Origin of the sequence: Candidatus Nitrosocosmicus franklandus, assembly GCF_900696045.1 — an archaeon.
Taxonomy (GTDB): domain Archaea; phylum Thermoproteota; class Nitrososphaeria; order Nitrososphaerales; family Nitrososphaeraceae; genus Nitrosocosmicus; species Nitrosocosmicus franklandus_A.
On record NZ_LR216287.1, the window covers coordinates 1,754,522 to 1,767,579 of the forward strand.

At 33.1% G+C, this 13,058-nt stretch carries 10 protein-coding genes; 3 read left to right on the forward strand and 7 right to left on the reverse strand.

The genetic code is table 11. From position 1 onward, the window contains the following. Positions 1-161 precede the first annotated feature (161 nt). From NFRAN_RS08315 to NFRAN_RS08335, 6 genes are all read right to left on the reverse strand, one after another. Positions 162-1,199 carry a hypothetical protein gene (locus NFRAN_RS08315; protein WP_134484552.1) on the reverse strand — a complete coding sequence of 346 codons (1,038 nt, stop codon included), beginning with the start codon at positions 1,197-1,199 and terminating at the stop codon, positions 162-164. A gap of 222 nt (positions 1,200-1,421) precedes the next feature. Continuing rightward, positions 1,422-1,586: a hypothetical protein gene (locus tag NFRAN_RS13825; protein WP_172602222.1), complete on the reverse strand. Its 165-nt coding sequence runs from the start codon at positions 1,584-1,586 to the stop codon at positions 1,422-1,424. Positions 1,587-1,994: 408 nt separating this feature from the next. Beyond that, a complete protein-coding gene (locus NFRAN_RS08320; protein WP_134484553.1) occupies positions 1,995-2,315 on the reverse strand; it encodes a hypothetical protein in 321 nt (106 codons plus the stop codon). Between the two features lie 454 nt (positions 2,316-2,769). Further along, positions 2,770-3,114: a hypothetical protein gene (locus tag NFRAN_RS08325; protein WP_134484554.1), complete on the reverse strand. Its 345-nt coding sequence runs from the start codon at positions 3,112-3,114 to the stop codon at positions 2,770-2,772. A 1,200-nt stretch (positions 3,115-4,314) separates the two neighbouring features. After that, positions 4,315-6,108: a spermidine synthase gene (locus NFRAN_RS08330; RefSeq protein WP_134484555.1), complete on the reverse strand. Its 1,794-nt coding sequence runs from the start codon at positions 6,106-6,108 to the stop codon at positions 4,315-4,317. A 305-nt stretch (positions 6,109-6,413) separates the two neighbouring features. Then, the gene (locus NFRAN_RS08335) at positions 6,414-7,931 is read right to left on the reverse strand and encodes a PQQ-dependent sugar dehydrogenase (RefSeq protein WP_134484556.1); all 1,518 of its coding nucleotides are present in this window, start codon (positions 7,929-7,931) and stop codon (positions 6,414-6,416) included. Positions 7,932-8,538: 607 nt separating this feature from the next. On the opposite strand from NFRAN_RS08335, the gene NFRAN_RS08340 reads away from it, so the two are divergent. Together NFRAN_RS08340 and NFRAN_RS08345 are read left to right on the forward strand one after the other, a co-directional pair. After that, on the forward strand, positions 8,539-9,195 hold the full coding sequence (locus tag NFRAN_RS08340; RefSeq protein WP_134484557.1) for a flavin reductase family protein: 657 nt from the start codon (positions 8,539-8,541) through the stop codon (positions 9,193-9,195). Between the two features lie 373 nt (positions 9,196-9,568). Further along, positions 9,569-10,690: a Rieske 2Fe-2S domain-containing protein gene (locus tag NFRAN_RS08345; RefSeq protein WP_134484558.1), complete on the forward strand. Its 1,122-nt coding sequence runs from the start codon at positions 9,569-9,571 to the stop codon at positions 10,688-10,690. A 773-nt stretch (positions 10,691-11,463) separates the two neighbouring features. Here the strand turns inward: NFRAN_RS08345 and NFRAN_RS08350 are convergent. Next, positions 11,464-12,429 carry an SPL family radical SAM protein gene (locus NFRAN_RS08350; RefSeq protein ID WP_134484559.1) on the reverse strand — a complete coding sequence of 322 codons (966 nt, stop codon included), beginning with the start codon at positions 12,427-12,429 and terminating at the stop codon, positions 11,464-11,466. A gap of 259 nt (positions 12,430-12,688) precedes the next feature. Between NFRAN_RS08350 and NFRAN_RS08355 the strand changes: the two genes are divergently transcribed. After that, complete coding sequence (locus NFRAN_RS08355; RefSeq protein WP_134484560.1) at positions 12,689-12,892, forward strand: hypothetical protein; 204 nt, start codon at positions 12,689-12,691, stop codon at positions 12,890-12,892. Positions 12,893-13,058 lie beyond the last annotated feature (166 nt).

Below are 13,058 nucleotides of genomic sequence, written 5' to 3' on the forward strand. Positions count from 1 at the left end.
AATGAACAGAGCCCAGGATGGTAAATATGATCTATTGTATATTCACTTTTTTGTGATTCGTTTTCCGGTTGGGAATCATTTGATTATTCTGATCGTCGTTGTGATTAGAAATGTTCTTGCTGGTTAATTCGCCTATCTAAATTCATAGATAAAAGGGAAAGTCAGGAGGTGGATAATATTTGCAAGTCAAATGCTTCTGCAAGATTTGGATGAATTTGTGCATGAGCTATAGTCATAACCTCTATAGGTGTATCTCTGTGTTCAATCGAATTAATGAGGCTTATAATCGCATTTTCAAGATTGGTGCTAAGGGTAGAGGGTTCACCTTTAGATGCCAATATGGGTTTTAGTTCATTATTGAATATCTCAAGTAATTTATTGGCATAACCTAGTGAGCTTTGATAGTTCACCAGATTTATTATAGAATCAGTTTTCTCTTCATGCAGGGCGTGACCATCAGACATATTCATGCTACTATGATCCATCATACTAGAATTTCCATTATCATTCATTGCCATATTTGTCATATCTGTCATATCAAATTTTACACCGTAAGCGTCTCCATAATTTCTTAGGACATTGTCTAAAAGCTCGGCAAATCTTATTGGGTGGATAGATCCATCGTTACTATTATTCTCACCTTCTCCACCACCGCCAATTAAGTTAGAAAAAAATCCAGTCACTGTACTTAGAAAGTCTGAATTTTCTGATTGTTGTAAAACTTCTGTATTGTCAATGATTTTTTCAATATTGGTGTTAATGTTTTCAATTATTTGATCCGTCCTTTGAATTACCTGTTGTTTTTCCATAGATAACATGCTAGTGGTATTTGATAACGAAGAAGTGATGTTTCGCAAATCTTCTATTGCAAGCTTTAGCTCATCACCTATCTGTTTATCTTGTCTTGTGATTTCTACTAACAATTCCCAATAAAAGATACTATTTGCTTCATTTGCATGCTTTTGTGCCATTATTGTATCGTTATTGATCAGATTTTCTTTGACCAGGTTTGATTCTGTTTGAAATTGATCCATAAAAGCCATTGCTCTTGCATAATTATTTGGTGGAAAGCTGTGAGCATGGACAATTTGATAAACGGAATTTTCAACATTAATACTAATATTACTAGTGATTACTACTGCACTCAATAATACAAATAGAAATAGAAAAGAAGGTGTGGTCTTTTTCTTCTTCTTCACATAATTAAATATAGGTTGAATCTTATAATAATACTTCGATCATTGCTAAATAACTCGCGGGTAGAAAGACAACAATAATCTTGAATCCTTACATATTGTGTAGGTAATTGTAAATCGCTAACCGATTCGAAATGAAGTGGTTTTCTTTTATGGTTGTTATTATTATTGCTAAATTCTAATGTGTGACCAAAAAATTGTGGTCTTTTGATGTAATTATTCTTTCTATTTCTTGAGTTTGATATTGTTATCTTTTTCAAATAATTTGATATATTTATTTACGACAACAAATTGATCCTGGTTTAATAATCCTGATTTAATCGATGCTGGCTCTTTGTTATGTAATCGTTCGTCAATTAGTGTTGCAATCTCTTTAATTGTTTCATTCATGCATATAAATACCATAAATGATATTTATAGTTATTGGTAATTAAACCCAATATTACGGTATATCACTATGTCTATGCTCATTATCTCTGCACAAGTTAATCCGTTGACCCTAATGCAACAAATCTTTTAACCATGCTTGTCTTTGTTGTGTGTTTGTATACGTATACATATTGATAAATTGATTATGCTCAAGGAAATTATTCAAAATTATCGGTTCTATTTTCAGTTGATCAACTTACTGTAAACTGTAACTATGCTGAGTTAAAGTCTAATCTCAAGTATAATTGTCATTGAAATTGTTGTATGGATTGTTGCTTTTATGTCTATTCGATGACGAATAGCAATGACTGATATAACACTATCTTGTATTTATGGTAAGGCAATCAAAGGTATTTAATTAATTAATTATTATACTTGATTTATTGTATCGTTGTTATTATTGTTATTGATTTGTGATTCTTTGAGTCCAAATAGTGAGCCATCAACATAATCAGCTTCTAATTCGTGACACTGTGCAATCACAGAATTTAGGGTTTGGAGTTCTTTTTGAGCTTCGCTTGACAAGTTCTGTTGTTTCAATGACCCGGGAAATTCATCCCTTCCTCCTTCAATTGCATACAGTTGATCTGCTATTTCGTCGGCTTTTTGCTTACACAAATTTAGATATGCTGAAGGTGCAAGAAGTCCAATTATCACTGCACTTGCGATTACTATGAATATGGACAGCAATACTACCTTTTTCCTACTCCAAATCATGTAAATATAGATACATACATGATTCGATTGTTAAATAATATATCTATTCAAGAAATTGTTACCACTATTCGTTATTATTAATTTCTATGGCATCTAAGATCATATGCTTGATAATATCTAATCCCAAGAATAGATGTTGATGATTGTGGGTGTTAAGTTACCTCGATATCACCCGAGTATTTTTGGTTTCTTGTAAAGCAATAATCGCTAGTATGCGAGAAAATCACCAGGTTAGTTTCTTGTCAACATCATCATATCTAAACTTGTCAAGTATTAATTTTGTAATTCGAATTGAGGCTCTGTGTATAGATTCTATTTGTTTTAATTAAGATATTTATGTCCAAAACTGGGAAAATAATTTAGAAAATGTCTGGAGCTTATAAATAAGTTAGGTTCCTTGTATTTTAAGCTTCATTTTGCTAAAACATTAACGAGGTACCGATGTTAGTGTTTCGTCCCCATTCCCTACATACGGCGAATTTTGACTACTGGGTGTCATGTCGCAGTATTCACAAGTATTATCTACAACTACTCCTGCCAGTCTAATTGTTAATAGATGGGTAAACAACTCTCCAGTCAATTTTGCAAATTCATCAGGGTCCTCTTCTCTTGTCCTATTTCGAAATTCAAGCCATTTCTCAATTTTATCTACGTATTCTACAGGTTTCTTTTCTCCTTTCAAGTCAATGTCCTCATATTGGAGAGACAAATTTCCGTCTAGTAGATTTGTAATGTATTCGTCTACGTATCTGAACTTGTAATCTGATTCCATTATGATATCTTTTGTATAAATAACTATATTACCATGATGCTTTTTGCCACATCTTACAAAAAGTATCCTACTATATTAATTAAGAAATTTGGAGCAATTTGAAACGCTATGCAAACAATTGACCTTATAAAACAATAATTCAACACAAACAGGATATCTATGGATTATTGCTGTACTGCTTTTCAGCAATATATGCAGATCAACGAACACAATCAACCGAATCTTTTTCTAATATTTTGATTTTTAAAGCAAACATGCAATCAACCAAAATCAATCCAACTCTGTTACATAAAGGCCCTGTTGTAATAAAAGAGAAAGGGAGTATTTGGAAAATGGCGTACATTTAATCTTGATAAATCTGGTTCTAATCAACGAAAAATCGGATTTAATAGTGTTCTTAATAGAGGGTTTGAAATATTTTTTGAATCAGGATATCCCTTAATAACTATTATTGCATACAGATAACGATACAGTAGAATAGATGGAGAAAATTGACACAAATAAGAGGAGACAGTTAATATGTTTCAAATCAGGCTTTTAATATTGCTAACTATCTGTTGTGGTTTCTGACTTTAACAACTCTATCGACTTTGAGATCGAAGATAATGGTGTCAATAATGATAAAATAATTGAGATGAGGTTGAAAAGTAGTAAACGGAACTGAGAAAAGGATAAAGGCGTCAATAGGCGTCTCGTTAACCCTTCATGCTTTTGTTTGATCAACGTGTCATCGATAGTGATATTGGTTGAAAATACTTATCACATGAATGTAGCCTTTATCCATTTCCTCTTTGGGGGATATTCATCATGTTTGATGATTTATCCAATGTGGTGGTAGGAATAGTTATACGGCAGAGGGGATATTTAATTATTTCCAATTATTTCCATTTTTATTACGAGCATTCCATTTTATAACATTAATCATATTGTGTAACTCTATTTGTTGGTAGGTCTAGTTAATACAAGCTAAAAGCAGAATATTTGTATCGTCCAGAAAAAAGTTTGTTTATCGATTTAATTCATCATCATTGTCATCATTTTCCTCTTCACATGTCTTTTAATTAAATTCACTAGAGATCTGGATTTAGCATCTATTTCGAAAATAATGTATCGAATTTGCATACCATACCCGACATCTTTGGTTAGTAGATTTAATTTTGTTTATAGCCATTGAAATTCTTATTACACTCCTTCATGTTGTTATGTACTTTTGATTATCCAAATTTTCCTTATTGAAATTATCCACATTACAGCTAAGATGGTAATTAAAATAATTGGTATAGAAACAGTCACTGTGGCGCTGGTGCTGGTGCTGGGATTGCGGATCCGTTCATCTACAAAAGATGTTGTTTTTGAGTTATTTTGTTCTTCGATACTATACGGCTTGCCAGAAATGGGATTGAGCAAATTTTCTACTGGTGCATACTGATCTGTTAGTATAGGAACGTCATTCTTGCTTATCTCATTACCTTCAAGAACATAGTCTTGGTAATTTATTTCGTTTATTACTTTGGTGTTTGATTCTTGCATATTAGCTATCTCTAATTTGTCTGGCATGCTGTATCCATCATATTGTCCTGTTTTAACTGCTGCAATTATGATGTTCTGCAGGGATTTATAATGATCAGTTAAAAAGACAAATACCTTAGGGAAAACTTCTAAAAATGTCTTTAGGTTTGCTCGATATAAATCAGATGTTGCTTGAGTTTCATCTGTTGAACCGATATGATTCGATATAATCACACCGCTATTTGTCAGTTTGTCCGACAATAGCTTGTAAAATTCTAACGTCATCAAATGAAAGGGAACATAACTCTTTGAGAATGCATCCAGAATTATAACATCATAACTTCCTGAATGTTTATTTAAAAATTCTCGAGCATCTTGGATATAGATATTTAACTTGGGATTAAATTCGTCCAAAAAGAAATAATCTTTGGCAACCTCTACTATCTTTGGATCTATTTCTACGACATCTACTGAAATTTCGGGATAATTTTGAAGAAAGTATTTTGGACCTGAAAATCCTCCTCCTCCTATGAATAATACCTTGGTGGCATTTTCGTTCATTAATAGCCCTAAAGGAAAAAATTTTGTATACTTGCTTTCAAGGGTATAGGGATCCGATTTATCCATTATACTATGAAGATACCCGTTCAAAAACAGTGCTCTATTATTTATTCCATTGTAATTGTCAATTACATCTAAATGACTATACAGGGTTTCTGTTTCATATACAAGAACACCTGGGTGAAGATGTAAGTTTCCAAAGTCTAATGATATGGTATTTATATCTTCATATAATATCGACAAACATACTATCAGCAAAAGTATTGCAGCCATTATTTTAACAAAGAATTTTAATTTAACTATGGATGTTACCAACAACACGATGCCTAAACTATACAACACGTAATTGATTGGTATTAGCGGAATTAGAACAAAAACTGTAAGAAACGTACCAACTATGCTTCCGATTGTTGAAACCGAATATAGATTTCCAGAAATATTTCCCAGCTTATCGAGAGATTTAGTGGCAAGCTTTATTGCATAAGGCGAGATCATACCAAGCAAGAGAGTTGGGATTATAACGAGAATAAATGTAGCAAACAACGAATTGAGATTGTTTGCATAGTTATCGAGATCATGATTGGTCAGGATATCGATTGCTCCTGTAGTAAATTCAATAACTGGAGAAGAAATTAATGGAATGAAGAGAATATACAACCCGGACGAGAAAATAATTGAGCAAAATTTTTCAAAATTTGGATTATTGTCTGCAAGCCTTCCTCCAATGTGGTACCCGCCGCTAAGTCCAAGCAAAACTACTCCGATTAAGCTGCCCCAAGTGTATATTGTGCTTCCAAAAGTGGGAATTAATAGCCTGCTAACGGAAAACTCCAAAGACATTGTTGCAAGCCCACCTATAAATACAAGTATCAAAAGTATTGTAAATGCAGATGATCGAATCTTTAATATCAATACTGGGTACATTATTTTCTACCGGAACTCTATTTATCTTGTATCATATCTTTGACCTTAAACCTCAATTGGTTCTCCTTGTATCAAATCCTTCACCTTGCTAAAATAATCTCCACATGATTAACGGCAGAATGAGGTTGATAATAATATGATTGTTAGATTTACGTGTTCTAATATTGTTGTCAATAGTGTATATGTATGCTGTATAAATAATTCTTCTACAAAACAATGAACAATATGGTGTTCAAGAAATTCATCATATTATTATTGTCGATTTAAACTAAATCAATGTTGAAATTGATAAATTTGACTACTTTTTAATTTTCCGCAGCAGATATTCTATATATTCTGCCATCAAAGTATGTCAGTATATATAGATTTCCATCCGGTCCCGTTTCTATGTCCGTAATTCTTCCTTCAAAATTCTTTGCAAAAATGATTTTTTCTCGTTCTTTCTGATTATCTGCTACTAAATCCTGTAGTCCCTTTTCATTTTCTTTTTCACCTGCTAACAAGCCTTTATGTATGTCAATACCCGATCTGGTTGAATTTACTTTAAATAGATACAAATTTCCATTATTAATGTCTCCTGCAAATATATCATTCTCCAAATCTTTGCCAAGCTTTGAGGATTCTAAAAACTCAATGTCGGTCACACCGACTGGAATACGCCAACTAAATTCGGGATCTGAATAATGTGAACCATTCAACATGATCAAATCAGCGATTAGAGTATTGTTGTTTCTGCTTATTGGACCCATTATCTTGTACCACCCACTGTTTAATCCTGGTTCAACAAGGTTAATTTCATCATAGTTGTTCTCACCATTTTCAGTATTCCATAATTTCCCTGTTACCGGATCAGTGTCCAAACCGAAACCATTTCTAATTCCATATGAATAATAGAATTTTGCCGAATCTAGAATGGTGTCATTATGAAAATATGAGTAAAACGGATTGTCTGTAGGGATCAATGATTCGCCTAAAGGATTAATTCGGAATATAACAGATGAATTATTAGGAACGGTAATTGATTTATTTTTTCCACTTGGATAATTTTGTAATGTATTGTTTATGGTGGCTAGGTCTCCAATAACTATATACAGATATCCTTGTCTATCAAAATGCATTTTTCCACCATTATGATATGGGGTAGGTCCACTTGGTAATTCTAACAAAAGCTTGGGATTAGATAAATTGCCTTGACCTGGACCAAGCCAATCATATTCATAAACTCTATTCTGGATGGTATAGGTATTATCCTGATCAGTGTTGGTGGTTTTATCATTCTTGAATTGTGAAACTGTTTTTTCTGTGACATATAAATATACTTTATAGAGAATTTCATTGGTGGAATTAGTTACCAATGATGTAGAGGCGTTTATGAAAGTATTCTGCGATCTATTGATGTGAACGTTCGTGTTCCCAAATGGAATCCTGTCATTGGGCACAGACTTGTCCATGGCAGCTGCAATTCCTAGCAGTCCCCTTTCTTCTTCAATTGATATGTTGTTTATAGTATAAATGGGCTCTTTCTGTAATGTGCCATTTGATATTAGACGAACATTTCCACTATCTTTTTCTGTTACTAATAAAGTGTTATTATCTACAAAAGTCATACTTGTAGGATGTGATAAACCTTCTGCAATCAGTTTTACCTCAATCCTATTTTCGTAATTGGGATTTATTTCTATAGAATCATTGCTCTGTAAAGGTATCATAAATAATTTAATAATACTCGAATAATTGAAATTAGTTAAAACATCAACAACAGCAGCAACAACAAAAAGTATGGTGAATATGGTTACAGATATGATCGCGACAAATCTCTTCATCTAGTCCCACTTGATTACTGGTTAATTTAATGTTCTTGTTTTTGTTTTTATTTGTTCCGAATCGATTATATCACATCTATTTGCTCATTAGTTTGGAATGCTTATGTGAATCCCGTACATAGTCACAATATTTGAATAGTCTCTCATCTGTATTTTCCGGTCTGTCTATCAATAAATTTGGATCTGTAAAGTTATCTTCTAAATGTCTGATTGTATAATGATTTGGTTACAAGATTACATACATGCACAAGAAATCTGGTAAGCGGGCGTTATCAGGATGCGATTTTTGTTATCAGGGTACGTGTAACGAATAACATATTGTATGATATTGGGGATAATTTTATAGACGTTATGGGTAGGTATTCATTCATTTGTATGGTTTAGTATTAATCTCAGTGTAAAATGTATGGTCGTCATTTAATATTGCTGGCTCCAAGTGCTGTTAACATCAGAGGTTTGCGTCAGCGGCTTTAAATGAATGATCGTAAATTTTGTTGTATTTGGTCTGATAAAACCTACTACCCTAACTATACGAAATGAAAAGGATTACGTTATGTTTTGGAAAGGTATAGGAAGAACTGTTAACAGAATATAGAGATGATTAGATATGACCGAAATTGACGTTGCTAAGATGACTTCTTCTAGCCGATATGCTGTCCTTACTTCTTTAGTGGTCCCTCGACCTATCGCATTCGTGACCACTATTAATGAGGATGGTGTAGTAAATGCGGCCCCATTTTCATACTTTAACTTGATGGGAAATGATCCTCCTGTAGTAGCTATCGGAATTGGAAAAGATGAATCGCGCAAATATGGATTAAAAGATACTGGATATAATATCCAAAAAACAAGAGAATTCGTAATAAATATGGTAAATGAAGATATAATAGAAAAGGTAAATCTTACTGCTATTGACTTTCCTCCAGAGGTAGATGAATCTGAGATTGCCGGATTGACGAAGTTGCCGTCTGCAAAGGTCAAGCCACCAAGAATTAAAGAATCAGCTTCAAATTTTGAATGTCGTCATTTAAGTACGATAGAAATAGGGAATGTTAGAGTAGTGATAGGGGAAATAATCTATTTACATCTTGATGAACAATATGTGACCTTTCAAGATGGTGATCACCATATTCTTACTGAGCTTATTCTGCCGGTGGGAAGGATGCATGGTAAAGACTTTTACACGCGTTCTGCAGCCAGTCTTTTTAGAATTGCTAGACAAAGTTACAACGAATGGAAAAATAATCTGGGTAAGAAAATTTAGGAATTGGAAAAATATTTGAAGGTATTCTAATCGATAACATGTGATTCGTACTTTTTGATAATTAAAGAAACAAGCAATCAAAAAGAGAAAAGGGATCTACGAAGACTCAAATTACGCAATTAGACCACATCATAATTACCTGATAATAATAATTTAACACAAAAGTATTACAATAAACAAATAATGAGCGTCAACAACATATACTACTAGCGATACTAAAAGCAATTCAATAATTCTTGGATTGGCCTATACAACAAGCTTACTTCCCTTGCGGCAAAATCATTTGTCTAGAGATATGGTATATATGATTTATTGCGGATTTTATGTATCTAATTCTTAAATAAAATCTAAATTTAGATAATATAGTGTAAACATGGCTACTACTGGTGAGAATTGGTATGAACTTGGATTTGTTGATGATTATAAAGGTGTTAATCTCAGAGAAATAAAGATAGATAACAAACTAACTATTGCCCTATCATACCATAATGGAAAATTCGGAGCTATTTCTAATACTTGCAATCACGTAGGGGGTCCCCTTGGAAAAGGTAGCTTGGATGATGATGGCGATTATATCATTTGTCCTTGGCATAACTGGAAATTCCATCGGGTTACGGGTTTGGGAGAACCCGGATTTGAGGACGATCGAGTTCCTCAATATCGTCTCAAAATAGAGAACAATAAATTGTATATTGATCTTAACCCCGTTACTACAAGGCATAAAAAACCACATCCGCCTCATCTACTTTCTAGAGATAATACCCGTAAAGATGGTCCCATACGGATTGTCGGAATTTCTACCACGGTCATGGATAAAGCCTATCCTAGATATTCTACATCTGAGAAACTACTTAAAATTGCCTTAGATCATGCAAAGACTGAATTAAAATGTGAGACTATGTTAATTAAGTTGAATGAATTGCATTTTAGAAGTTGCGAGGGGTATTATTCTAAAAGCGCCAAAGCATGTACTTGGCCCTGCTCTATAACTCAAATGGATTCAAGCGATCAACTGGATAAGGTCTATGAAGCATTAGTACACTGGGCAGATGTCATATTAGTGTCCACCCCTATCAGATGGGGAGCAGCCAGCTCCCTGTATTACAAAATGGCAGAACGACTTAACTGTATTCAAAACCAGATTACGATTAGAAATAAAATCCTTATCAAAAATAAGGTGGCGTCGTTTATCATAACCGGAGGACAGGATAATGTTCAAGATGTTGCTGGGCATATGCTAGGATTTTTTGCAGAACTTGGGTTTTTGTTTCCCCCTTTTCCTTATATTGCGCACTCTAGGGGCTGGTCAGCTGAAGATATGGAAAACAATATGACAGACGTTGAAAATAGCAGTGACCTAAAGGATGCTGCCAAGGATTTAGTTAGAAGATGTAAAGAGATGGCTGAAATTCTTGTTGTGACTGATCTTTTCAAACGAAAAGTTGTTCTATCAGGAAGAAAGGCAAGAAAAATAGAACTGGGCAAGAAAAAATAGGTTAAACCCTTTTTATATTGCAACATCAAAAGTTAGAACGCATAAGAGATACCTTTTACGATATTCTGAAATCCGAGTCTATATGTAAAATTTGATTGGTCTATATCATCAAATACGATGGCCTTAGTCAGGCTGTTGTGCTATCGGCATTAAAGGTCCATAGACTTTTCAGTTCATCCGGAGGTTAATTTCACAATCAAAGAATTATCAACTTGATCTCGATAAGAGTCTATTGAGCCGATCGATAATAAATGGAAACAAAAAAATTGAAAAAATAATAATGATGATTTATGAAATGTGATCTAATGTGCTGTTATCTTAGTTTTCCTGATTCCAGAATTCCAGACATCAAGTGTGTTACCGTGGTCTATCTAATCTTTTTCAGATTCTACTTGATTGTTCTGGATAAAAGGACTCTAGCTATTTTTTTTATGGTGCAGAATTTCTATCATCAAATAAAATATTCTTATGATCGTTCTTGCAGAAGAGATCTACATTGGTATTGTAGAGGGATACTAATGCAGGCAAAGCCATTATGATATCTAACTATGAATAACCGATAAGGAGATATTCTTTTTATTGATATCGATCAATATAACATTTGTTTTCGACAAATAATAAACAAAACTACTAGTATCAAAATCTTTAATTGCAAAATCAAGAGAAAACAATACTATAACAATTTCTTATTTTGCTTATCGGTATATGGGATGCATGTTTGCACATGTATTTTATCTCTAGTTATCGATACGAAGAAAGGCGACTATCTTTATCTAGATGTAGTCGGTCAGTGCAAGTTGATTTTTATCGACATTTTTGAATTTAGTTCTCTTGTCATAACTAATACCTTCAAGACCAGGAAAACCAATCGACATTCCGTTTTCGCGAACCTTTTTATCAACTATGCGTAAAAACCTGGCCTCATAATTTTTGTCTATATTTAAGTTATAATTATACCGTATCGGTTCTGTAAAGTTATACAGTTTTTTGTAATGCTGAATCAACAAATCTGATTCTTTGCTTAGCAATTTGAAAATGCTTTTCATTCTTTGCCATATATCAAATCTGATTCTTAAAAAGGCCCCATACACATTTTTGACACCTGCTGTCTTACAACTAGTTATAATCATGTCAATATTTTCTAAAGAGTCTGTAATTAAAGGAATAATTGGATCAATATTTACCGCAGTTCGTATGCCTCTATTTCCAAAGTTCTTTATTGTTTTAAACATGGCAGAGGCTGGCGGAGTTCCAGGTTCTATGCATCTTCGTATGCTTTCATCATGAGTTGTGATTGACCAAACAATAAAACAATTACTTTTGTACCTTTCATGAAGTTCCAAATCCCTGGAAATCAATGTCGATTTTGTAAATACATAATAGGGTATGTTGTATTTTTGCAATACTTTAATACATTTTCTGGTCAGCTCATACTTTAATTCTGCTGGCTGATATGCATCTGTAGCTGACGATATCATGACAGGGTCGATAGTTCCTGATCTCCAGTTTTTAATTTCATTTTCCAACAATTCTGGAGCATTGTTTTTTGCGTAAATTTTGTCATAAAACTCTGGAGACCATTCATACGTAGCATAACAATATCCACATCGATGCTGACATCCTTGATAAACATTCAGAGTGTGGCCTTTATAATTTCCAAAAATAAAATGGTGGAGAATGCTCTTGCTGGTCTTTATATCAAATGTTGGTGCAGAGTTTTTGTTATACCATAGCTCCATGTCTTTAAATGAACTGCATAATAGTTAAATCCATCTAAATATTAACACAATGTTTTAACACAGTGGTTGTTAATATAAACAGTAATGATTTACATTTTTTATTCAAAAGCTGCACCGAATCTAGATTAGTCATCAATTAAAACAACCATGAATTGGTTTCATTTATAATTCCTGAACACATAAGTGTACGTGTTTTTTCAAATTCTAACTCATTTTTAAGGCATTAATATATAACTGGATATATGTCTTTAGTTTGTTTATGACCTATCCAGATGACCTGATGAAATCTATTTCAAATACTATCAATCATATTGCACCAGATATTGATGATGTTCCTACAAAAGACAGTCAAATCACTGCTCAACGAATTGATAAAACCAATGAACACTTGACTGAAATATCAAGAAAATTGGATATTATTATCGATATCCTGAGGGAGATAAAAAAGTCAAGTACAAATTAAAATGCTTATGACGATGATGATCTGTTAAAAATCTATTTGACCTTTTATTACCTCAAGAGCAATAGTATTTTCAAGGTATCTTTCTCTTTTTGCCAATCAATATATCATACCTTGGTTTACAACAAATTTCAACACTTCGGGACAATTTAATCGGTAAATATATCTG